Source organism: Streptomyces rishiriensis (assembly GCF_003112535.1).
GTDB classification, from domain to species: Bacteria; Actinomycetota; Actinomycetes; order Streptomycetales; family Streptomycetaceae; genus Streptomyces; species Streptomyces rishiriensis.
The window spans coordinates 17,384-39,739 of record NZ_BEWA01000031.1 but is presented as its reverse complement, the minus strand read 5'-3'; the positions used below and the strand labels follow the sequence as shown (position 1 = coordinate 39,739).

The following is a 22,356-nucleotide window of genomic DNA, read 5'->3' as shown; positions in this document are numbered from 1 at the left end:
ATGAGCTCTGGAGGTGCATCCCGGCATGCCCGGCATGCCCGCACACGGATGTTGGCGGCGGTGGCGACCGTCTGCGTACTGTCCGCAGCTCCGCCGGCCCCTCGGGCCGCCGCTGCCGACACCCCGCCGCACTCCGAGGTCTACCGGCCCCAGTTCCACTTCACCCCGGAGAAGAACTGGATGAACGATCCGAACGGCCTCCTGTACTACAAGGGGGAGTATCACCTCTTCTACCAGTACAACCCCGATGGCAACGCGTGGGGCGACATGTCCTGGGGGCACGCGGTGAGCACGGACCTCGTGCACTGGAAGGAGCTGCCGCTCGCCCTGTCGCACGACGACAAGGAGATGGTGTTCTCCGGCAGTGCGGTCGTGGACTCGAACAACACCACCGGGTTCGGCACGAAGAAGAACCCGCCCATGGTGGCGATCTACACCAGCGCCTACAACGACGGCAGCAAACAAGCCCAGTCGCTTGCCTACAGCACCGACCGCGGCCGCACCTGGAGCAAGTACCAGGGCAATCCCGTACTCGACGTCGGTTCCAGGGAATTCCGTGACCCGAAGGTCCAGTGGTACGCACCGACCAAGAGCTGGCTGATGACGGTGTCACTGTCCACCGAGCACAAGGTGCGGTTCTACTCGTCCAAAAATCTCAAGGACTGGGACCTGCTCAGCGAGTTCGGGCCGGCCGGCGCGACCGGCGGCGTGTGGGAATGCCCCGACCTGTTCCCCCTCGCGGTCGACGGGGATCCGCACCACATCAAGTGGGTCCTGGTCGTCAACATCAACCCCGGTGGCATAGCGGGCGGTTCGGCAGCTCAGTACTTCATCGGCGACTTCGACGGCGAGCGGTTCACGGCCGAGGACAAGGGCGCCTACACTCCGCCCACCGGAACGGTCGTACAGGACTTCGAGGGCGGCGACTTCGGTACGTGGACGACCACCGGCACGGCGTTCGGCGACGGACCGGCGGCCGGGACACTGGCCGGCCAGGGCACCGTCGACGGCTTCGACGGCAAGGGCCTCGCCAACAGCTTCCACAGCGGAGACGGGGCCACCGGCAGCCTCACCTCGCCCGCGTTCACCGTCGACAGCCCCTATCTGAACTTCAGGATCGGCGGCGGGCGGCACCCGCACGAGGCCGGAACCGTCCCGGAGCAGGGCCCCCCGCCCGCGGGCACGGTCCTCGCCGACTTCGAAGGCGGCACTTACGGAGCCTGGACGACGACCGGAGACGCCTTCGGCGCCGCACCTGCCACCGGCACCCTCCCCGACCAGCAAGAGGTCTCCGGCTGGCTGGGCGACGGCCTGGTCGATACCTACCTGGACGGCGACCACACCACCGGCACCCTCACTTCACCCGAATTCACCATCGACAAGAACCACATCAACTTCCTCATCGGCGGCGGCGACCACCCCGCCGGCTCCCCCGACCCCACTGCCCTGGAACTCCTCGTCGACGGCCGGGTCGTGCGCAGCGCCACCGGCAAGGACGCCGAGGCACTCGCCTGGGCTTCCTGGGACGTCGGCGACCTCGCCGGCAAGAAGGCGCAGATCAGGATCGTCGACGACAACACCGGGGGCTGGGGTCACCTCAACGTCGACCACATCATGCTCTCCGACACCAAGGCCCGGCCCGTCTCCCAGGAGACGTCCGTCAACCTGCTCGTCGACGGCCAGGTCGTCCGCAGCGCCACCGGCTCCGACAGCGAGACCCTCGACTGGGCCTCCTTCGATCTGCGCCCCTACGCCGGCAAGGAGGCGAAGATCCAGGTTGTCGACGCGAATACCGCCGGGTGGGGCCACGTCCTGGCCGACCAGTTCACCGCCGCCGACAAGCCCGCCCGGTCCCTCGTACAGCGCGCCGACTGGGCCGACTACGGCAAGGACTACTACGCGGCCGTGTCCTGGGAGAACGCGCCGGGCGGCAAGCGGTACATGATCGGCTGGATGAACGACTGGGACTACAGCGGCGCCATCCCCACCTCCCCCTGGCGCGGCGCGCAGAGCATCCCCCGGGAAATGGCCCTGCGCACCGTCAACGGCCACATCCGGCTGACCAGCAAGCCGGTGAGCAGCCTGGAGTCCCTGCGTCGGGGGAGCCCGGCGACGGCGGCCGGCGTCACCGTCAAGAGCACCGCAAAGCCCCTGACCGGCCCCGCGAGCAAGGGAAAGGCACTCGACATCGAGGCCACCTTCTCCCTCAAGGACGCCGACCGCTTCGGCCTGAAGGTGCGTACCGGCGCCGGAGGGGAGGAGACCGTCATCGGCTACGACACCACGACCCAGGAGCTGTACGTCGACCGCACCCACTCCGGCGCCGTGGACTTCAGCAGCTCCTTCCCCGGCGTCCAGCGAGCACCGTTGCAGGCGAAGGACGGCAAGGTGAGACTGCGGATCCTTGTCGACTGGTCGTCCGTCGAGGTCTTCGGCGGCAGCGGCGATGCGGTGATCACCGACCAGATCTTCCCCGACCCCGCCAGCCAGGGCGTGCAGGTCTTCGCCGAGAACGGCTCGGTGAAGCTGGACCAGGCCCGCGTCTGGCACCTCGATTCCTTCCGTGACTGACCTCGCGTCACCCCGGACCACGCAGAACCACACGCCGTGAAGCAGCCCGTGCTCGCCGGGCTGCCCGCCCGGAGGACGCGGGGAAAGGAGGGGACCCCCCCCCGCGTCCGCGGGGTGGTCCAAACGACAGATCCTAGGGAGCCCACCGCCCGAGCATGCCCTTCATCGCGTCCGTCAAGGCGAATTGCAGCAGCGGGCCGTAGGTGATCCGGCCGACGCCGAGGCGGCGGAAGCGCTCAAGGTCGTGCTTGACGGGATGCGCCGTGGAGTTCACGGGGACGGCGACGGCGCCGGTCACCGCGGTCAGCAGGTCGTCGTCGTCCTGAATGCCCACCGGGTAGACACTGTCGGCACCGGCCCGCTCCAGGGCACGCAGTCGCTCGATCGCCTCGTCGAGGACGGCGGAGGCATCCTCAGCGTGGAGGAAGAGGTCGGTGCGCCCGTTGACCCACACCGGGATCCCGGCGTCGTCAGCCGCTGCGCGCAGGCCGGCGACGTAGTCTGCGTGTTCCTGCGTGGTGCGCACGCGTCCGCCGTCCGAGTGGACGGTGTCCTCGATGTTGAGGCCGACACCGCCGACCTCGGTGAGTCCGGCGATGAGGTCCACGGGTTCTTGTCCGTAGCCGGCCTCCAGGTCGACGGAGACGGGAACGTCGACCGCCGCGATGATGGGCCTGACGGCGGCGAGTACCTCCTCGAAGGTCTGCCCCTCGTGGTCGTCGGCGCCACGGGAGTCGGCGAGCGGATGGCTGCCGATGGTGAGCGCGGGGAATCCGGCGCCGGCTGCCGTCCGCGCGGACCAGACGTCCCATACGGTCGGCAGCACGAGCGGCTGGTACTCGGCGTGCAGCTGCTTGAGTCGTTGAGCGCGCTCAACGGTGGTGCGAATGTCCATGTCGAGGACGCTACCCCCCCGGGCCGCCACAACTACGCGTCGACGGCGCGCCGCCCGATCGCGAAGACACTCGGCTGCGACAACAAGACCGCAAGACCACCTGGTTCCACCGGCCGGCCGAAGAACGGCCGGCGGACGTGACGGAGCCTGACCTGCAAGGGCCGCAACGTGGTGGCAGGCTGCGGACCAGTTCGCCCGCGTGGTGTGCGGGGCCGAGCCGGGGAGCGAGCGTCACGTCGTGAACGTCCGCCGACGGGCCGAGTGCGTGGACAGTTCCGCGGCGGCCCGGCGGGCGGCAGTCGCGTGGTGGGGTGCGCTCCAGGTCGACGCGACACGTTCTGCCAGGGCGTAGGCGTCGGCGGCGGCCTGGTTCTCGCCGACGAGCCGGTACAGGTCCGCCAGGGCGTGAGCGAGGGGACGGGTAGCGTACGCGGCGCCGGCGGTACCGGCGAACTGCTCCTTGAGGGGAAGCACATCGGCGATCAGGCCGACCGCCGTGTCCACGTCTCGCTGGAGGACCGCGATCGCGCAGCGGTAGTCGAGTTCGACGCCGTAGAGGTGGTCGGTCACCGGCCGCGGCGGGCAGGGAACGGCGCGCGCCTCATCCAGCCGGCCCAGACGGGAAAGGACCAGAGCGTGAGCCACGGCGACGGGGGCGCCGACGGCGGCATGCAGATCGCGTACCTCCGGCTCGATGTCCGCTGCTCGCCCTTGCGTGAGCCGGATCGTCCACAGACCCAGCGTACGAGGCCCCTGCGCGTAGCGCGTCCCGACGCGTTGGAACACGTCGTCGGCCTGCGCGTAGGTGGCCTCTGCGTCGTCGAAGCGTCCCGCGATGGCCGCCAGCATGGCCGTCGTGGTGAGGTTGATGCCCTCCGCCCACAACATCCGGTACCGGCGCGACAGTCGAAGGCCCTCGGCAGTGTGCCGGCGTACCGCGACCGGATTGTTGCGGGTTGCGGCGGTCATGCTGTCGAGGTGCTCGCACACCCAGCGATAGGCGGGCAGGTCGTGCTGCCGGGCGAGCACGCGCAACTCGCCGATGAGCGGGGTGCGGGCACCGCCCTGCACCTCGTGCGGCAGCAGCTTGGCGGAGGTCATCAACGCGGAAGCCAGCAGGCGCGGTTCGCCGACGGCCCGCGCCAGCCCGAGCTGGGCGCGTGCCGCCTCCACGGCGCGCGGCGCGTCTTCGGCGGCCACCGCATCGACCAGGACCTGCAGCACCCGTGCACGCGTCGGATCGTCAAGCGTGTGGTCACGGGCGAGCCGTTCAAGCCGCGCCAGCGCCGCCCGGTCGTAGAAGCCCTCCAGGCGACTGCGCCAGGGCGAGGGTTCGGTCCACGCCCCGTAGACCGACGCGACCAGGTCGTCCCGGCCCGCCCGTACGGCCAGGTCGGTCGCCCGCTCGCGGGTGCGCCGGGCCGCGTCGGTGGCGCCGCAGCGCACCTGTGCCCCCAGCAGCCGCACCAGCAGGCCGACCGTGTGTTCCGGGTCGACGTCGGCAGCGGGGGTCGCCGCCGTGTACGTTTCCACGGCCTGCTGGATCAGGTCGACGGCCACGTCGTGGGCGTACCGCCGTTCGGCCGTTTCGGCGGCGCGCAGCGCGTAGTCGACGCTCGCCGCGGCGTTCGCGGTCCTGCCCGAGCGGGCGAAGTGGTGCGCCAGGGCGGCGAAGTCGTCGGGACGGTGTCGGCGCAGTCGTCGAGCGATACGGTCGTGCAGGCGGGAACGGCGGATGCCGGACAGATCGGTGTACACGGTGTCGCGGACCAGCGCGTGCACGAAACGGACCCGTCCGGGACCGGGTTCACTCAGCAGGTCTGCGGCCACGGCGGCGTCGAGGCCCGCGAGCAGGGTCTCCTCGTCCACGTCGGCGGCACCCGTCAAGAGCGCGACGTCGGCCTCCAGCCCGGCCACGGCCACGAGTTGTACTGCCGAGCGCGCCTGCGGCGGAAGCAGGGCCAGACGCCTGCGCAGAACGTCCCGGACGCCTTGCGGGACTTCCGACACGGCCACCAGGGCGCCTTCGCTGGCCAGCAGACGAGCGCTCTCCCAGACGTAGAAGGGATTGCCGCCGGTGCGTTCGGCGAGCGCTGCAACCGTGACGTCGTCCACCGGGGTCGCGCAGACGGCGCGGACCACTGTGGCGACGTCCTGTGACGACAGGCCGGTGAGTGCAATACGGTGCGGAACCAGAGGAGCGAGATGGGCCAGGGACTTGACCAGGTTCTCCCCTGCCTCCGCCGGGCGATAGCTGACGACGCTGAGAAGCGGAACGCCGCTGATCCCGGCCGCCGCTTCGAGCAGGGCGAGGGTCTGCCCGTCGGCACGGTGCACGTCTTCGAGGAGGACGGCGAGCGGCTGCCGGGCGGCCGCATCACGCAGCCAGTCCGCCACGGCGCCGTGCAGGCGGAAGCGCCCGGCCGCCACCTCGTCGCGTGTCACCGCCGCTGTGTCGTCGGAATCGTGCAGCAGGGCCGCCAGATGCCGGGGAAAAGCCGGGGGGATGTCATGTGCGAGCGCGCCCAGCGCCTCCGACCAGGCCCAGGCCGGCGGAGCCCCCTCAAGCTCCGGGCAACGGCCGACCACCACCCTCCAGCCCTCGCCTCGCAGGCGGTCGCCGAGTCGGCTGAGGAGAGCGGACTTTCCGGCGCCGGCCTCCCCGGTGACCAGCACCACGCCCCCGCGGTGGCGGGCTGCCCTGGTGGCGGCGGACAGGGCATGCAGTTCCCCCTTCCGCCCTACGAAGAGGCCGGGTCCGCTGCCGTGCACACCGACCGGAGCGGTGGCCGGCGGCGGCTGTGGTGGGGGTGCGACGGCGTGCAGTACCTCGAGACGCCGGGTGAGGACCGCATGCTCCAGTTCTTCCAGGGCCGATGAGGGGTCGCAGCCGAGCTCGTCGCGGAGTACGGCCTTGGCGCGGCGCAACGAGGACAGGGCGTCGCTCTGCCGGCCCGCGGCCCAATGACTGAGGGCGAGCAGACGCCATCCCTCCTCCCGCAACGGGCCCTCCCGCACCAGGGCTTCGGCCGCCGCGGTCGCCTCGGACGTGTGCCCGGTGCGCAAATCGGCTGCGACGGCCAATTCCCGAGCCTCGGCGAACAGGGCGTTCAGGCGTACGACTTCGAGCTCCGCCCAGGTCTCGTCCGAGTATCCGTGGAAGGCGGGCCCGTGCCACCAGCCCAGCGCCTCACCGAGCATGTCCCGCGCCTGCGCGGCCGGTGCCGTACGCGCGCGGCTCACCCGGGCCTCGAAGCGCCAGGCGTCCACCGCGTCCTGGGACAGTCGCAGTGCGTAGCCCGGAGGTGTGGTGACCAGGAGGGAGGCCGGAGTTCGGGGTGGCCGCTCGGGTTCGAGCAGTCGGCGCAGGTTCGACACATAGGCGTGCAAGGACACGGTCGCCTTGCCGGGTGGCGCCCCCTGCCACAGCTCGTGCGTCATGCGGTCGACGGACACCACCTTGTTGCGGGCAGCGATCAGCAGCGCGAGAACGGCCCGCTGTCGCGGGGCGCCCAACGCGACCGTTCTGCCCCCGAGCTCGGCTTCCAAGGGGCCGAGCACTCGAATGCGCAGCACACGGCCGGAATCTACCCCAGCGCCTCGCGCATTCCCTCAACGGAGGATGAACGCCCTGGCCCCGCATGACGACGGGCCACCAGAGAGCCACCCGGACAGCACCGACGAGCCACGCAGAGATCGTCCGCGGGCCGCCAAGCGAGACGCCAAGCGAGTCGCCAAGTGATCGCCAAGCGGGTCGCGACACGGTCGGCGCCTGTGGTGATGTCCGATCCTGAGCACTGGAGCAACCGAGCGTGACCGCCAGTAGTCCATCGTCCGAACTGACCGCCGCCGGGGGCCCCTGCACCCACGAGATGGTCGTGGTCCACCGCGTCTTCCGCCGCGAGTCGGCGCTGCTGCCCCGTCTGGTGCGTGCCGTACCGGACGGGGAAACCGCCCGTGCGGCACAGGTGTCGGCTTACCTTGACGACTACCTCATGGGCCTGCACCATCACCACACGGTCGAGGACGAGCTGATCTGGCCGCTGCTGCGTGCCCGGGCGGCTGCCGACGACCTGGTCGCCCGCATGGAAGAGCAGCACGAACACCTCGATCAGAGCCTGGCGGCGGTCGCCGAGTGGGGGCCGGTATGGGGCCGTTCGGCGGACAGCGTCGCCGCGCAGGAACTCGCCCTGGCGCTGGACGAGCACCGATCCGCCCTGCTCGAGCATCTCGACGAAGAGGAACGGCTGGTCCTTCCACTGATCGCCGACCACCTGACCGTCACCGAGTGGGACCTCGTGGGCCGCCGCGGACTGGAGACCCTGCCGAAGAACAAGATCATGCTGGCCCTCGGCGCCATCCTCGAAGACGCCACCGAACAGGAGCGCACCCACTTCCTGAGCAGAGTCCCGCTGCTCGGCCGGCTGCTGTGGAAGACGGTGGGACGACGCCAGTACGCCGCGTCCTGCCGCGCCATGCGAGCGCCGCTGAACGGGGAGGCGGGACAGTGACCGTACTCGACGCCGTCCCGCACGAAGTCCTCGACGCCTACCGCACATGCGAGTTCGCCACCCTCGGTCCGGACGGAACGCCGCTCGTCTGGCCGGCGGCAGCAGCACGCCGTGCCGACGGAACGCTGCTGCTCACCACGTCCCTCGCGTTCGCGCAGAAGGCCCTGAACGTGCGCCGCGACGGACGCGTCGCACTGCTCTTCTCCGACCCCACCGGCAGCGGCCTGACCGACGCCCCGCACATCTTCGTCGGCGGGCGGGCCGAGTGCCCCGACGCCGTCCTGACGGGTCCGCAAGGCGCCGAGGACTACTGGCGGATGCTTTTCGAGCGGCAGCCGCACAGCCGCGCGTACCTGTCACGTCCCATGCGGTGGCTGATGGACTGGTACTACCTGCGGCTCCTCATCACGGTCACGCCCGAACAGGTGATCCTGCGCCCCGCAGCCCCGCTCCCCGTCCCACAGGCACCCGCGACTGCGGACGGCGGTGCCGCGCTGACGGGCGCCGGAGAACTCGCCCGCTATCCCAGTGCGGTACTCGCCGCCCGTGACGCCGCCGGGGCGCCGGTGCTGGCCCGGGTCCAGCCGAAGCCGACGGCCAGTGGCTACGCACTCCTGGTGCCGTCCGACTGCGCCGCGACACCGGGCCCGGCCTCGTTGCTGGTGCACCGACACGACGAACGCCTCAACCACATGAGGAACGCACTCGTCCGAGGACGGCTGACGGACAGCGGAACCGGCCTGGTGCTGGTGCCCGACCGGGTGGTCCAGCCGATGGGCTCCGGACGACCGAGCGACGCGCTGCGGCTTCTGCGCCGCACCCAAGAGTCCACCGACCGGTACCTCGAACGCCGCGGCCTCCCACGTCCCGCAGTGCAGTGGAACGAGTTCCGCGCACTCGCGGCGGCCGCCCGGCAGCGGCAGCGGCAGCGGCCCTGACCGACCGGTCACTTCTTCGTTCCCCGCACCACTGACCCCGCGAACGACGTCGACCCTCGATCGTCACAGGATCAGGCGACCCCGAACCGGAGATCAGGTCACGTACCGCCCTCTGAGGTGACCGGCGGCCTGCCGGTTCAGGGGCGGCGTGACGTTCCCAGGAACCGGTGGAGGGAGGTCGTCATACTGGTGACGAACGTGTCGCGGGTCGGGTCGTCGAGGTGGTCCAGGGACAGGTAGGGGTTGAGGTCTTCGAGCTCGACCAGGAGCAGGGCACCCTCCTGGGTGCGGCAGGCGTCCACGCGCTGGATGCCGTGGTCGAGGGTGTTCCAGTCGATGAAGCGGCGGGCGAAGTCGAGGTCGGCTTCGGTGGGCTTGTAGGGCTCGAGGACCCAGCGCCGTTCGGGGTCGGGGGCGTGCAGGGCGTACTGGAAGGCGTCGTCGACGTAGTAGAACGACACCTCGTAGCGGAAGTCGATGCGAGGCTGGACCAGGATGTCGCCGTAGGCGAGGCCGGCCAGCTGCTCCTGAGGCAAGAAGCGCAGGCCGATGGAGTCCGCCCCTGCCTTCGGCTTGACCGCGTACTGGTCGGCCTCGGGCAGGCGGCCGAGGTCCTGGGGCCGGTCGATGGTGGGGATGACGGGGTATCCGGCTGCGGTCAGGTCCAGCAGGTATTGCTTGCCGGCCATGTCGGCCCGGCCGGACAGCGGGTTGTAGACCCGGGTGCCGCGCGCTGCGGCCTGGTCGCGGAAGGCGTCGTATTCCTTCTGGTAGTGCAGCACCGGGCCGCTGTTGCGGACCACGACCGCGTCGAAGGCGTCCATCAGAGCCGCCGCGTCCAGCGGATGGCACAACGCGACGTCGAAGTCGTTCCGCAGCCGTGACGACAGGAAGACGTCCTCGTCGCAGTAGCGCCGCCCACGGGCCTCGTAGGCGAGATCGGTCACGAACAAAACGCTGGGGCGGTCGGGCACGGGGAGTCTCCTGGTTCGGTGGTCTTCGGGTGGCGTGGGCGGCTAGGTCGGCGGCAACGCGCGTTGTGAGGCGCGGAACGCCAGGGGAGTGCGGCCGGTGTGGCGTTGGAAGAACTTGCCGAAGTGGGTGGCGCTGGTGAAGCCGAGGTGGGCTGCGACGGCGGAGGCGGGTTCGGTGCCGTGTGCGAGGAGGCGCTTGGCCTCCAGGGCGAGGCGCTGGTCGAGGTAGTCCTTGGCGCTGAGGCCCGCCGCTGTCCGGGTGGCGCGGGTGAGGGTGCGAGTGGAGTAGCCGAGTTCGCGGGCGTAGTCGTCGATGCGGTGGGTGCGGGAGAAGTCTCGTTCGACGGCGTCGCGAAAGCGGAGGAAGGGCTCGGGGGCGGATTCCGCGCCGTGGCCGTGCTGCTGCAGGCGGGCGAGGCGCAGGAGCACGACATCGAGCAGGCGGTGCAGCAGGGCGGCGTGCACCGGCGGCGGACGGCGGTTCGACCGGGAGAATTCCGCGGCCAGTTGTTCGGCCGCCGCTGCCAGAGCGGGGGCCTCCGAAGGACCGGGGCTGCACACGGGCATCGGGGCGGTGGTGACGCCGAGGCCGGCCAGTTCGGCGGTCTCGGGGGCCACGAAGTCCTCCTGGAAGAGGATCATGACGGCCTCGGCCAGGTCGGGATTCTGCCACTGGTGCACCTGGCCCGGCCGGATCCACAGCCAGGAGCCGGGCGGCAGCACGTACCCGGTGAAGTCGACCCGGTGCCGCAGAGTGCCGGAGGTGACCAGCAGCAGGGCGTGGAAGTCCTGCCGGTGCGGGGTGGCGATGTGCCAGGGCCAGTCACGGGTGCGGTCGCGGAAGTCGGCCAGGGTCATCACCTCCAGGCCCTCCTGGGTTCCGGCCGGAGGCTGGAAGACGACCTTCGGCAGTCCCGTCTCCTGCCGACCGGGCTGCTGCGGCGCATGTCGCCTGTGGACCATCACAAGACCGCAGCGTACCTCGCGGGCTGTCGGGTTCCGTCGCAGTATGGAGTGGTTCCAGGGGCAGCGAGCCTACGGCGCGGGAGTCAGCCGCTGTCCGTTGCGGTCGATGGCCGATCGAGAGCCGGCCACCGACGATCCGCCCCTTCCCCCATGTCCTCACCCACGTCGGCAGGAGCAGAGCCATGCACGGAACCCTCACAGTCATCGACAAGGGACCCGTCCGTATCCACAGCTACGGCGCGCCCGAGGACGGCCTGGACGTCAACACCCAGCTGATCGAGACGCCGTCGCGGATCGTCGCCGTCGACGCGCAGTTCGTCCTCGCCTACGCCGACGAGATCGTCGCCTACGCCAAGAGCCTCGGCAAGCCGCTCGACCGCCTTGTCATCAGCCATGCGCACCCCGACCACTACCAGGGCGCGGCCCGCTTCGGCGTTCCCGTGCACGCGCTGCCGGAGACCACCGCGGAGATCGTCGCCATGGGCGACAAGACCGACCTGCCCACCGGCGCCCCGATCCCGCTCGCCGACATGACCCCGACCGTGGAGATCACCCCCGGCACCGAGGTCATCGACGGCATCCCCTTCGAGTTCGAGAAGGTCACCGGCGGCGAGATCCACACCACCCTCGTGATCAAGCTGCCCGAACAGGGGGTCCTGGTCGCCCAGGACGTCGTCTACAACCGCACCCACCTGTGGTTCCTGGACAAGGACTTCGACGGCTGGCAGGCCAACATCGACCGCTTCGCCGCCCACTCCGAGTACGACACCATCCTGCCCGGCCACGGCGAGCCGACCACCCCGGCCGTCTGGGCCGAGCTCACGGAGTACGTCGACGCCGGCCGCGAACTCCTCGGGGACGACGGCGACGCCTACAAGAAGGCCATCACCGAGCGCTACCCCGCCTACCGGGGCGCCGCCCTCATCGACGTCGCCAACGCCTACATGTTCGGTCCCAAGTCCTGACGCCTTCAGCCGCGTCCAAGACCACGGGTGACGTGAAGGTCCTGATCAACAACGCTGGCACAGGCACCACTGGCGACCTGGGCAACGGCCACACGACGTCGACGGCGTCGTCGCCGCCGGCGCCTACGGTTGGCGACCGTCTTGCGCCGGATGTGCTGTCAGCGGTCGAGGAAGGTGTTCACCTCGGTGCCGAACTTGACGGCGTACTGGTAGAGGAACCCGTGGCCGGCGTCCGGGTAGATGTGCAGCTGGGCGTTGGGGAGGTACTTGGCCAGCAGGTGGGAGTTCTCGGGCGGCATCAGGATGTCGCTGTCGCCGTCGGCGACCAGGACGGGCTGGAAGAGGGACTTCAGGCGGACCAGCTTGGACTTGTCGGTGATGCCCCAGTCGGACCACGCGGTGAGCTGGTGGTCGCGGGTGACGAGGCTTGTGGGGGTGTCGGGGTCGGTGGTGCGCTGCCCGAGGCGTTGCAGGAACTCCGTTCCCGCGGCCTGGCTGGAGGCGGTGTTCTTGAAGAACAGGAAGAGGTAGTCCTCAGGCCCGGGGTTGTCCTTCAGGCTCCTCTGCAAGATGTCGGGGTCGGTCGCGCGCTGGTTCACTCCGCCCTGGGGGCCGGTACCGGCCAGGACGACGCGGCGGACCTGCCAGGGGCGGCGCAGGGCGACCTCCTGGGCGACCTCGCCGCCGAGGGAGAAGCCGAACAGGTCGTAGCGGGGCAGTTTGAGGGCGTCGATGAAGTCGATGGCGTCCAGGGCCATCTGCTGGTCGGTGCTGGGGGTGATGCCGGTGGAGCCGCCGACGCCGACGTTGTCCACGAGGATGACCTCGCGCTTGGCGGCGATGGTGTCGACGAGCTTGGGGTCCCAGCCGTCGATGTTGCCGCGGAAGTGCTGGAAGAAGACCAGGGGCACGCTGCCCGCGCTGGGGTGGCCGAAGCGGCGGTACAGGTAGGTGACGCCGTTGGCGGCCTTGACGCGCAGGTTGGGGGCGGTGCTGGCGCTCTCGGCGCTCTGCGTCTGGGTGACCGCCTGCCGCGTGCCGCTGGAGCTGCCGCTCACGGCATTGGCCACGCTCGGCGCCGTGGCGGCGACAGCCGCGACGACCGACATGCCGGCCAGCGCCATCGCGGTGCGCCGGGAGATATGGGTGCGTCGGTTGGTTGAGGACATGCGAATTCCTTGAGTCGGGCCGGAGGGGTCCCCCGGCGCGTTGAACTTGCCGTGCGCTCCGCGTACGGATGTCTGCGGGGCGCGCGGATCGTGGAGCTGTTCCTGACCCGGCGACCTCGTCAGGTCGGGCCGGTCGACACAGGGTCTGAAGGACCCGATGGGTCCTGGGAGCGGTTGAGGTGCGGACCGGAGGCCATGGCCCGCGCGAGTGTGGGGGAGCTGGGAGCGACGACGCCGGTAGCCCGGGGGCGGCGAAGGAACTCCCGCATGATCGACATGCCCAGAAACTAGGAAGCGGCTGTGTCGTCGGGCGTCATCCTGAGCGCCCGACACGTTCATCCGCCAGGGCGAACCAGTCCGCTCTCGTAGGCCAGGACGACGGCCTGGATCGGGTCGGGGACGTGCAGTTGGCGAGGACGCGGGCCACGCGGGTCTTGACAATGGTCTCGCCGAGGAACAGCTTCGCGGCGATCTCCCCGTTGTTCAGCCTGCGGCCGACCAGACCCAGCGCCTTCCGCTCGCGAGCGGTCAGTACGGCGAGGCGTGCATCGGCAACGGGAGCGACGTTGTCCGGTGACCTGCCGGTCGATCAGCCGCCGCATCATCGAAGGGGCGACGATCGTGTCCCCGCGCCACGTGGGCGTCGGCTGGTGGCCCGGTGCCGGGCGCGCTGCGGCCACGGCAAGGCGGGTGTCGGCATCGATGACGACTGCACGTTCACGGAGAACCGGTGGTTGCGGCTCGAGGCACTGACCTTGCGGTCGCGGACCGGGACCAGTTCTTGAGGTGCCGGGCAGCCGCCGGTCCGGCCCAGGCGCGTGCATCGGCGCGCGAGGCGAACGGGTTCTGTACAGCGGGGCAACCACAGAGCTCGAGCTCTCTGGGGCGCGTCAAGGGCTCTTGCCGCTCGGGCAGCTGCTGCGGGGGAAGGCCGGAAGCTGTGATCTCGCGGAGAGCCCGCATCCCTTTCCCTACGAGAGGTCGCTGTCCACGATCGCGTTTCGGGAGGATCCGGAGCGCGACACCGCTTCGATCGTCACGGAGGACCAGGCCCTGCGGATCCAAGGAGGGCGCAAAGCGCTCGACCTCCTTGCCGACAACATCGAAGACTTCGCCTCCGAAGCAGATGCAAGCGATCATCGCCACGTCGACTCCCCGGCATGCGACTACATCGCGCCGGAGTCGGACCCACTGGTGATCGCGTTCACGAGGTGAGCGGAGAGCCTTCGGTCACACGGCGGTCGAGCCCGCAGGCCTCAGCCCGAGAGAGCGACCGTGGGCCTGGTCGGATTGCCGGCCGGCCTCGGGTGAGGCGGCGGACCATGACGCCGATCATCGCCCAGCGGATCATCGTCTCCGAATGGGCGGGACTGGTCTTGTTGACCCTGGCCAGGCGTCGGTGGGCGGTGAGTCACGAAACGGTTCGCTCCACCGCCCACCGCTTGGGCTGGACCTGGAAGCCGCGCTGGTCAGGGGCCTTTCGGACGACCTCCAGGTCACGCTCTCGGTCAGAGAGGATCCGCGAAATGCATCCCCATCCGCTTTTCTCCGCTTTACCCGGGTGTCGGGGCTTGGCCGCTGGGGGAGCGGTCAGCTGTGGAGGGAGGGGCGAAAGCGCCCTGTGTCGAGCTGAGGCCGTCCAGCAGGAGGTCCCCGAGTTCGGAGAAGGCGTCGCCGGCGGTCAGGCCGGTCCTCTCCAGGAGAACCCCCGACTGGACCGCGTCGATGGTGACTGCCACGACCTGGGCGGCGAAGTGGCCGTTGAGCGCCCGGAAGACGCCGGCCTGCACGCCCTCCTCGATGAGTTCGTGGACTCGGTGCGCCGCGGCGGCGGAGTTCTTGCGATAGATCTGCGCCGTCGGTTCGTAGCCGACCATGTCGTCGTAGAAGGCATGAGAATGCCGGCGCATGGCCGTGCCGACGCCGGCGAGATAGACCCGGATGCGCTGCCGGGGGTCGGGCTCGGCCTGGACGGTCTGCTCGATCTCGGCGGTCGCCTCCCGGAAGAAGGCGCGGGTGACCGCCAGCACCAGCTGTTCCTTCGTGGAGGCCAGGCTGTACAGCGTCGCCTTGGAGCACCCCAGCCGCTGGGCGAGCTCATCCACGGTCACCGCGGTGAAGCCTTCGGCCAGGATGATCTCCTCGGCCTGGCGCAGCAGTTGTTCCCGCCGACCAGTGTCGACGACCCGCCTGCGCGCCGTTCGGCGCGGGCGTCGGTCACGCGAGTCGGTCTGGGCCGTCACCGCAGCAGTCTCCCATGAGCGTCCCCGCCCGGAAGCGGGGGATGGCTGCGGGTCGGAAGGCCGACCCGCCCCTTGCGTACGGGTACGAGCGTACCGCCTGACGTACCCGGGGTGCGCTCGGTGAGTGACGTTGAGGCGAGGGTGGAGGAACGGAGTGTGGCGGGCCGGACGACGGTCGGTTGCCGTGACGAGTATCTGCTCGCCCGCCGGTTTCGTGGTTACCGGATGGAGGATCCGATGGAGATGCCGCCGTCCACGTCGAGGACGATGCCGGTGATGTAGCCGGCGGCTTCGCTGGCGAGGAAGGCCGCGGCTTCGGCGATGTCCTCGGGCCTGCCGGTGTGGCGCATGGGGATCTTGTCGGTGAGCTTGTCGCGTGCGGGGCCGTTCATGGAGGCGAGCATGGGGGTGTCGATGAGGCCGGGGGCGATGGCGTTGGCGGTGATGCCGTGGCGGGCGCCCTCGAGTGCGAGGGTGCGGGTCATACCGACGATGCCCGCTTTGGCGGCCACGTAGTTGGTCTGGCCGAAGTTCCCGCGCCACGACATCGAGGAGAAGCTGACGATGCGTCCGTAGCCCTGGCGTTTCATGGGGGCGAACGCGGCGCGGGCGCAGTGGAAGCCGCCGGTGAGGCTGACGGCGATGACCGCGTGCCAGTCGTCGTCGGTGATGTCCTCGATGCGGTTGTCGCGGATGATGCCGGCGTTGTTGATCAGCACGTCGAGGCGGCCGAGATCAGTAGTGATGCCGGTGATCCAGGCGTTGACCTGGGTGGAGTCGGTCACGTCCACCACGTCGGTGCGGTGTTTCGCGTCGTGGGTGTCGGTGACGGTGGTGGCGGCGTGGGTGAGGGCCTGTTCGTTGACGTCGGCCAGGGCGACGGTGGCGCCCTCGGCGGCGAACCGGGCCGCCATGGCGAGGCCGAGTCCTTGGGCGGCGCCGGTGATGGCGACGACCCGTCCCTGGTAGCGATTCACTGGTTGTCCGCTTTCGTCGTGGAGGGAGTGAGGAAGGCCCGCAGGGCGTCGGCCACCGAGCTGGCATGCCAGTTGTCGGCGAAGGCGGTCAGTTCCTCGCGCAGGGCGTGCTCGGAGGAGGCGCCGTCGATGCGGTGCAGCAGTGTCTTGAGCCGTTGCTGTGCGGGGCTGTGACGGTCGGCCAGTTGGTGGCAGACGCGGGTGGCGGTGGCGTCGAGGTCGGCCTCGGGCACGATCGCGTGGATCCAGCCGGTGTGCGCGAAGGCGGTCGCGGGCAGCAGTTCGCCGGTGAGCAGGAGCCAGCGTGACAGACCGCGTCCGACCGCGCCGGGGAGACGGACGCTTGACCCGCCGGCCGGTACCAACCGCCGCTTGAGGTGGCCGTCGCCGATGAGGGTGGTGTCGGCCGCGACGACGACATCGCAGGCCAGCGCGAGTTCGAGGCCTCCCGCGACGGCGTGGCCGTGCAGGACGGCGACCCAGGGTTTCGGACTGGCCGCGATGCGGCTGAAGCAGGCCGAGACGTCGGTCAGGAAGTCGACCGGGTGGTGACCGCGGTCGTGCAGGTCAAGGAACTGGTGGAAGTCCCCGCCGGCACAGAAGCTCGGTCCCTTGCCGGCCACGGCGATGACCGCTGTGCCTGGGTCGGCCTCTGCGCTGGTGATCTGCTTGTCCAGTGCTTCGACGAGGGTGGCGTCGAGGGCGTTGCGCCGCTGCGGGCGGTTGAGCCACAGCCACCGGACGGGGCCGCGTTGCGCGACGAGCAGTGGTTCGGCGTCGGTCAACGTGGCTCCGGGGTGGCGAGTTCGGTGCGGCGTCGCCTGCGCAGCAGGTAGCGCTGGGTCTTGCCGCTGGGAGTCTTGGGCAGGGCGTCGATGAAGTGGATCGTGCGCGGGTAGGCGTGGGCGGCGTAACGGGTCTTGACCAGCAGCTGGAGTTCGGTGGCCAGTTCCTCCGTGCCTTCGGTGCCGTGGCGCAGGACGACGTACGCCTCGATGACCTCTCCTCGGACCTCGTCGGGTGCGCCGATGACGCTGCACTCGGCGACCGCGGGATGCTGGGCGAGGACGCTCTCGATCTCGAACGGCCCGATCCGGTAGCCGGCCATGATGATGACGTCGTCGTCGCGGGAGGAGAAGAAGAAGTCGCCGTCCGAGTCGACCCGCCCGGCGTCGCCGGTGAGGTAGTAGCGGCCGTCCGCGGTGAACTTGGCGTCGCTCTGCCCTGGGAGCTGGTAGTCGCGGAAGGTCATCAGCGGGCTCGCCGCGACGTCGATCGCGACCCGGCCGAGCAGGCCCGGTCCGGCGGGCTCGTCCTTATCGTCGGCCAGCACGGTGAGGTTCCAGCCGGGCACCGGCCGGCCCATCGATCCGGCCTTGAGGGGGCGGCGGAGTTCGGGATGGTGGTGGTTGGCCAGGGGCATGCCGACCTCGGTCTGGCCGAAGTGGTCGTGCACCGCCAGGCCGAGCGCGGCGCCGGCCCACTCGTTGACCTCGGGAGTCAGCGGCTCGCCCGCGCTGGACGCCCGCTCCAGCCGCAGGGCCCCGGGCACCGGCACCGACGAGGAGCGCAGTCCTCGGTACACCGTGGGGGCGGCGGTGAAGTCGGTGACCTGGTGGTCGTCGAGGGTGCGCCAGGTCGTCTCCGGAGAGAACCCGCCGGACAGCAGCAGGCTGGGGATGCCGGCCGCCAGCGGAGCGACGATGGCGGCGTACAGGCCGTAGGCCCAGCCGGGGTCGGCGGCGCACCAATAGGTGCTGTCCTGGGTGACGCCGAGACCGTACTCCAGATAGATCTGCCATGCCGCGATGTAGGAGACGGGGTGGACGACCCCCTTGGGCTTGCCGGTGGTGCCGGAGGTGAACATGTGCACCAGAGGCCCGTCCCCGCTGGTGGCGACGGCGGGCACCGGCTCCGGCGACGCGGCCGCGACGAGGTCGGCGAGCGACACGTCACCGTGGTGCGCGGCGGTTCCGGTGACGACGACACGGCGCCGAGGGTCGTCCGGCATGTCGGGGCCCGGGTTGAGTTTGCGGCGCTGGTCCGGGTCGACGACCACGACGTGCGCACCCGCGCCTTCCAGGCGCAGGGCGATGGCCTGGGGCGCGAAAGCGGTGAACAGCGGGACGTAGACCGCCCCGAGCCGCCAGATCGCCAGGATGAGGGTGACCAGGTCGGTGCCCTTGCCCATCAGGGTCGCCACCCGGTCACCCGGACCGACGCCGAGCCCTTGCAGCGCCCGGGCGTAGCGGTGCGAGTCCGTGGCGAGTTCGCCGTAGGACAGCGTGGAAGCTCCACCGGTGCCGTCGACGACGGTGAACGCGACGCGGTCGGCGGGGTGTTGGTCGCACAGCAGGCCGGCCACATCGAGGGAAGGAGCTGTGAATGTCGCGGTCAGCTCGGCGACCCGGTCGGCGGCGCTCACGGCTGGTCCTTGCGGTCGATGACCGGCAGGACCAGACGGCTGGGGTGGTTCGGGCCGTGATGGATGTGGTTGACCGCGGGGATCATCTGCTCCTCGGTCTCGCGGGCGATGACGCCGCCGGTGTTGGTGTTGCGGTCGTAGCGGGGGAAGTTGCTGCTGGAGACGTCCACGCGGATGCGGTGCCCGGGAAGGAACACATTCGAGGTGGCGGTCATGTCGACGGTGATCTCGTAGACCGTGCCGGGCTCCATCAGTTCTTCCGCGGCGAGGCCGCCCCGGTAGCGGGCGCGCAGGATGCCGTCGCACAGGTTGATCGCCTTGCCGTCGGGGAAGACGTCGACGAGCTTGGCGGTGAAGTCGGTGTCCACCGCCGACGAGGACACGAACAGGGTCAGGCTGACCGGACCGGTCACCTCGACAGCCTCCTCCAGCACGGGGCCGGCGAAGCACAGGACGTCCTCGCGGGCGGTGACGGTCCGCTGGTCGACCGGGCCGCCGAACCCCGGCGTCATCGGCAGGCACGCCCCGCCGGCCGTGGGGACAGGTCGGCGCGGGTCGTAGAGGTAGGTGTCGTGCCCGGCGTCGGCCGGCGGCTCGGTCGTCAGCACGCCGTCGCCGTCCGCTGTGTTGGCGTGGCCGGCGCTGCTCAGGTGGAACTCGGTCCACCTGGTGTCGGGCAGCGGCCACTCCTGCTCGTCGCGCCACTGGTCGATGCCCATCACGAAGATCTTCACCGGTGCCACGTCGTCCAGGGCGGTCGTGTCGCCCCGCAGCCAGCGGTCGAAGAACTTCACATGCAGGCCGGTCATGCCCAGCATGTCGGCGCCGGCCAGCGGACCGAAGGAGCGGTCGGGATAGACGCCGGTCGCGGCCATGTGGTCCCACGGACCGATGATCAGCCGCTGCCCCTCGCGCGCCTGCGCGCTGCCTGCCTGTTGGCGGGCGGTGGTGTAGGTGCGCACGGTCTGCCCGATGTAGAGGTCGTACCAGCCGCCGATGTTGAGCGCCGGGACGGTGACGTTCTTGAGCTCGGGCGTGAGCTCCATGGCATCCCAGTACCCGTCGTGGGACGGGTGGGCCATCCAGTCGTCCCACCACTTGCCGTACGCCGCCAGGACCGGAACCTCCGCCGTCGGCAGCACCTCGTTGAGGGACTCGGCGGACAGCAGCGCCTGACCGAGCTGCTGCACCTGGTCCACGGAGCCCTCACCGGCCGCCAGAGACCGCTGCGCGTCAGCCGTGTACATCATGGCGTTCCAGAACGTGACCAGGCTCAGTGAGAGCGCACCGCCCGCGCCGTACCAGGGTGCCTCGTAGTTGTCGATCGAGGTGACGGACGGCGCGATCGCCTTGAGGGCGGGGGCGCCGGTCACGGCGGTCTCCCACTGGACCATCCCGAGGTAGGACCCCCCGTACATGCCGACCGTGCCGTCCGACCAAGGCTGTTCGGCGATCCAGGCGACGGTGTCCGCGCCGTCGGCCCGGTCGGCCATATGCGGAACGAACTCGCCTTCCGAGCGGTGGGTGCCCCGGCAGTCCTGCACCACCACCGCGTAACCGGCCTCCAGCAGAGCCAGGAGACCGGGCATGACCCCGCCCAGGGTGACACCCATGACGTCCTTGCCGTAGGGCATGCGCACGAGCAGCGTCGGGGCCTGTCCCTCGGCCGGATGCCACACGTTGGCCGCCAGGGTCACACGGTCGCGCATCGGAATCCGGACATCTATGTCGTATACGTGCTGCATCGGCGCTCCTCGTTGAGCTGGCGGCGTTGCTTCGGTGTTGCTCCGGCGTGGGTACGTTAGGAGGTACGTTCGTACCCTGTCAATTACCGCGAGAACGTCGACCTCTGGTGATTCGCCTTGGGCGACGGCGCCGGTGATGGGGGCGGAGGTGGTTCGCTGCCGACGCGGCGCCGGTGGCGGGGCTGGTTCGCTGCCGAGGCCTTCCCGGGGGTGCGAGGGGAGGGGCGGCGGCCTCATGTTCGCGCTGACGCGAACATGAGCTACAGTGAAAACGCACCCGGCCGGAAGAAGGCGGCCTGGCGCGCAACCCCCGCTAGGAGAACCACGGCATGACCACTGTTGCTGCGTACGCCGCGCTCGCCGCCAGCGCTCCGCTGGAGCGCACCACCATCGAACGTCGTGCGGTCCGCGAGTTCGACGTGCTGATCGACATCAAGTTCGCCGGTATCTGTCACACCGACATCCATCTGGTCCGCGAGGGTTGGGGCGAGGCGATCTTCCCGATGGTCCCGGGCCACGAGATCGCGGGTGTCGTCTCCGAGGTCGGTCCGGGCGTGACCAAGTACAAGGTCGGCGACCGTGTGGGCGTCGGCTGTCTGGTCGACTCCTGCCGAGAGTGCGAGAACTGCAAGGCCGGCCAGGAACAGCACTGTGTACGGGGGGCTGTCCAGACGTACAACGCCGTCGGCAAGGACGGCGAGATCACCTACGGCGGTTACGCCACGCAGGTCGTCGTCGACGAGAACTTCGTCGTCCGCATCCCCGACGGGCTGCCCCTGGACGCCGCCGCGCCGCTGCTGTGCGCGGGCATCACCACGTACGCGCCGCTCAAGCAGTGGGGCGCGGGCCCCGGCAAGAGGGTTGCCGTGGTCGGCCTGGGCGGTCTGGGCCACGTGGGCGTCAAGATCGCGCACGCGCTCGGCGCGGAGGTCACTGTCCTGTCCCAGTCGCTGCGCAAGAAGGACGACGGCCTGAAGCTGGGCGCCGACCACTACTACGCGACCAGTGACCCGAAAACGTTCGAAGAACTCGCCGGCTCCTTCGACCTCATCGTCTCCACGGTGTCGGCGCCGCTGGACCTGGGCGCCTACCTCGGCCTGCTGAAGACGGGCGGCGCCCTGGTGAACGTGGGCGTCCCGGAGGAGCCCATCGCCTTCCACCCGTTCTCCCTCATCGGTGGCAACAAGATCCTCGCCGGATCGATGATCGGCGGCATCCCCGAGACCCAGGAGATGCTGGACTTCTGCGCCGAGCACGGGATCGGCGCGGAGGTCGAGCGGATCGCCGCCTCCGAGATCAACCAGGCGTACGAGCGGGTGCTGGCGAGCGATGTGCGGTACCGGTTCGTGATCGACAACGCGACCATCTGAGACCCGTCACACGTACGAGGGCCCCGGCGGATCATCCGCCGGGGCCCACGGCTGTCGGGCCGGCTCGCACGCGGGCGAGTGCTTTTGAACCAGGGTCGGCAGATGGGGCCGCCCGCGGAGGGGTGTCGTGTCCCTCAGTGTCAGGCGCTCTCGGCGTTCACGTAGGGCTCCACGCGGCCGACGCTCTCCTTGAGGACGAGGTCGAGCAGTCCGGGGAAGCGCTGATCCAGGTCTTCCTTGCGCAGGGTGTTGATGCGGCGGGTGCCGACGTCGTGCTGCCGGATGAGACCGGCCTCGCGCAGGACGCGGAAGTGGCGGGTGAGCACGGACGCGGTGACGTCCTGCGTGAAGCCGCTGCAGGCCAGACCGGGAGAGGCGGCGAGGGTGACGACGATGGTGAGCCGGGTCTCGTCGGTCAGTGCGCTCATGATCTTGAAAAGATCGAGGTCGTCCATGTCGGGGTGGACGAGGGGTGACGAGGTGCGGCTGGCCATGAGGGAAGGATAACGCCCGACCTATGTTCGCGCCGGCGCGTACACGATGGGCGATCTCGTCCGGGATGGCGACGCGGCCGGTGGGGTTGGGTGCGTCGAGTTCGGTGGGGGGT

17 protein-coding genes and 2 pseudogenes are annotated in these 22,356 nt (G+C 70.1%); 6 read left to right on the top strand and 13 right to left on the bottom strand.

The features are described 5' to 3' along the window. Window positions 1-2,571 (top strand): GH32 C-terminal domain-containing protein, encoded by a 2,571-nt coding sequence (locus Sri02f_RS38290; RefSeq protein ID WP_109005919.1) that lies wholly within the window; start codon window positions 1-3, stop codon window positions 2,569-2,571. 133 nt (window positions 2,572-2,704) lie between these two features. Here the strand turns inward: Sri02f_RS38290 and Sri02f_RS38285 are convergent, their stop codons facing one another. Together Sri02f_RS38285 and Sri02f_RS38280 are read right to left on the bottom strand one after the other, a co-directional pair. After that, window positions 2,705-3,466, bottom strand: coding sequence for an isocitrate lyase/PEP mutase family protein (locus Sri02f_RS38285; RefSeq protein ID WP_109005918.1), 762 nt, complete (start codon window positions 3,464-3,466; stop codon window positions 2,705-2,707). A 231-nt stretch (window positions 3,467-3,697) separates the two neighbouring features. Continuing rightward, a complete protein-coding gene (locus tag Sri02f_RS38280) occupies window positions 3,698-7,042 on the bottom strand; it encodes an ATP-binding protein (protein ID WP_245970982.1) in 3,345 nt (1,114 codons plus the stop codon). A gap of 236 nt (window positions 7,043-7,278) precedes the next feature. Here Sri02f_RS38280 and Sri02f_RS38275 point away from each other — a divergent pair, with 236 nt between their 5' ends. Both Sri02f_RS38275 and Sri02f_RS38270 read left to right on the top strand, forming a co-directional pair. Next, window positions 7,279-7,977, top strand: a complete 699-nt coding sequence (locus tag Sri02f_RS38275) for a hemerythrin domain-containing protein (RefSeq protein WP_245970981.1) — start codon at window positions 7,279-7,281, stop codon at window positions 7,975-7,977. After that, window positions 7,974-8,915 carry a pyridoxamine 5'-phosphate oxidase family protein gene (locus Sri02f_RS38270; protein ID WP_109005916.1) on the top strand — a complete coding sequence of 314 codons (942 nt, stop codon included), beginning with the start codon at window positions 7,974-7,976 and terminating at the stop codon, window positions 8,913-8,915. Before Sri02f_RS38275 ends, Sri02f_RS38270 begins: the two co-directional genes overlap by 4 nt. Window positions 8,916-9,052: 137 nt before the next feature. Here the strand turns inward: Sri02f_RS38270 and Sri02f_RS38265 are convergent, their stop codons facing one another. After that, the gene (locus tag Sri02f_RS38265) at window positions 9,053-9,889 is read right to left on the bottom strand and encodes an ATP-grasp domain-containing protein (RefSeq protein WP_109005915.1); all 837 of its coding nucleotides are present in this window, start codon (window positions 9,887-9,889) and stop codon (window positions 9,053-9,055) included. A gap of 42 nt (window positions 9,890-9,931) precedes the next feature. Beyond that, complete coding sequence (locus Sri02f_RS38260; RefSeq protein WP_109005914.1) at window positions 9,932-10,852, bottom strand: helix-turn-helix domain-containing protein; 921 nt, start codon at window positions 10,850-10,852, stop codon at window positions 9,932-9,934. 185 nt (window positions 10,853-11,037) lie between these two features. Between Sri02f_RS38260 and Sri02f_RS38255 the strand changes: the two genes are divergently transcribed. Then, window positions 11,038-11,820 (top strand): MBL fold metallo-hydrolase, encoded by a 783-nt coding sequence (locus Sri02f_RS38255; RefSeq protein WP_109005913.1) that lies wholly within the window; start codon window positions 11,038-11,040, stop codon window positions 11,818-11,820. Between the two features lie 158 nt (window positions 11,821-11,978). Here Sri02f_RS38255 and Sri02f_RS38250 read toward each other — a convergent pair whose 3' ends face one another. Both Sri02f_RS38250 and Sri02f_RS43405 read right to left on the bottom strand, forming a co-directional pair. Beyond that, window positions 11,979-12,989 carry an alpha/beta fold hydrolase gene (locus Sri02f_RS38250; RefSeq protein WP_245970980.1) on the bottom strand — a complete coding sequence of 337 codons (1,011 nt, stop codon included), beginning with the start codon at window positions 12,987-12,989 and terminating at the stop codon, window positions 11,979-11,981. Between the two features lie 627 nt (window positions 12,990-13,616). Next, window positions 13,617-13,767, bottom strand: a pseudogene (locus tag Sri02f_RS43405) (IS5/IS1182 family transposase); the annotation flags it as partial. 122 nt (window positions 13,768-13,889) lie between these two features. Between Sri02f_RS43405 and Sri02f_RS38235 the strand changes: the two are divergent. Next, entirely contained in the window at window positions 13,890-14,204 is a 315-nt protein-coding gene (locus tag Sri02f_RS38235; RefSeq protein WP_109005912.1) for an Imm32 family immunity protein, read from the top strand. Here Sri02f_RS38235 and Sri02f_RS43400 read toward each other — a convergent pair. The 6 genes and pseudogenes from Sri02f_RS43400 to Sri02f_RS38210 form a co-directional block, all read right to left on the bottom strand. After that, window positions 14,194-14,484: pseudogene (locus Sri02f_RS43400) on the bottom strand (hypothetical protein); the annotation flags it as partial. The gene Sri02f_RS38235 and the pseudogene Sri02f_RS43400 overlap by 11 nt on opposite strands. 58 nt (window positions 14,485-14,542) lie before the next feature. Further along, window positions 14,543-15,232 (bottom strand): TetR/AcrR family transcriptional regulator, encoded by a 690-nt coding sequence (locus Sri02f_RS38230; RefSeq protein WP_245970979.1) that lies wholly within the window; start codon window positions 15,230-15,232, stop codon window positions 14,543-14,545. A 218-nt stretch (window positions 15,233-15,450) separates the two neighbouring features. Then, entirely contained in the window at window positions 15,451-16,209 is a 759-nt protein-coding gene (locus Sri02f_RS38225) for an SDR family oxidoreductase (protein ID WP_109005911.1), read from the bottom strand. Continuing rightward, complete coding sequence (locus Sri02f_RS38220) at window positions 16,206-16,994, bottom strand: enoyl-CoA hydratase/isomerase family protein (protein ID WP_109005910.1); 789 nt, start codon at window positions 16,992-16,994, stop codon at window positions 16,206-16,208. Before Sri02f_RS38220 ends, Sri02f_RS38225 begins: the two co-directional genes overlap by 4 nt. After that, window positions 16,991-18,634: an AMP-binding protein gene (locus Sri02f_RS38215; RefSeq protein ID WP_109005909.1), complete on the bottom strand. Its 1,644-nt coding sequence runs from the start codon at window positions 18,632-18,634 to the stop codon at window positions 16,991-16,993. Before Sri02f_RS38215 ends, Sri02f_RS38220 begins: the two co-directional genes overlap by 4 nt. Next, window positions 18,631-20,379 carry a CocE/NonD family hydrolase gene (locus Sri02f_RS38210; protein ID WP_218029933.1) on the bottom strand — a complete coding sequence of 583 codons (1,749 nt, stop codon included), beginning with the start codon at window positions 20,377-20,379 and terminating at the stop codon, window positions 18,631-18,633. The genes Sri02f_RS38215 and Sri02f_RS38210 overlap by 4 nt, the downstream gene beginning before the upstream one ends. 329 nt (window positions 20,380-20,708) lie before the next feature. Between Sri02f_RS38210 and Sri02f_RS38205 the strand changes: the two genes are divergently transcribed. Next, window positions 20,709-21,749, top strand: coding sequence for an NAD(P)-dependent alcohol dehydrogenase (locus Sri02f_RS38205; RefSeq protein WP_109005907.1), 1,041 nt, complete (start codon window positions 20,709-20,711; stop codon window positions 21,747-21,749). 140 nt (window positions 21,750-21,889) lie between these two features. On the opposite strand, the gene Sri02f_RS38200 is transcribed toward Sri02f_RS38205, so the two are convergent. After that, window positions 21,890-22,243, bottom strand: a complete 354-nt coding sequence (locus Sri02f_RS38200; protein ID WP_109005906.1) for an ArsR/SmtB family transcription factor — start codon at window positions 22,241-22,243, stop codon at window positions 21,890-21,892. Window positions 22,244-22,356: the final 113 nt, after the last annotated feature.

Coding starts and splice junctions, on each gene's coding strand:
- Sri02f_RS38290 (WP_109005919.1), top strand. CDS start 1: ATGAGCTCTGGAGGTGCATCCCGGCATGCCCGGCATGCCCGCACACGG.
- Sri02f_RS38285 (WP_109005918.1), bottom strand. CDS start 3,466: ATGGACATTCGCACCACCGTTGAGCGCGCTCAACGACTCAAGCAGCTG.
- Sri02f_RS38260 (WP_109005914.1), bottom strand. CDS start 10,852: ATGGTCCACAGGCGACATGCGCCGCAGCAGCCCGGTCGGCAGGAGACG.
- Sri02f_RS38255 (WP_109005913.1), top strand. CDS start 11,038: ATGCACGGAACCCTCACAGTCATCGACAAGGGACCCGTCCGTATCCAC.
- Sri02f_RS38250 (WP_245970980.1), bottom strand. CDS start 12,989: ATGTCCTCAACCAACCGACGCACCCATATCTCCCGGCGCACCGCGATG.
- Sri02f_RS38210 (WP_218029933.1), bottom strand. CDS start 20,379: ATGCAGCACGTATACGACATAGATGTCCGGATTCCGATGCGCGACCGT.
- Sri02f_RS38205 (WP_109005907.1), top strand. CDS start 20,709: ATGACCACTGTTGCTGCGTACGCCGCGCTCGCCGCCAGCGCTCCGCTG.
- Sri02f_RS38200 (WP_109005906.1), bottom strand. CDS start 22,243: ATGGCCAGCCGCACCTCGTCACCCCTCGTCCACCCCGACATGGACGAC.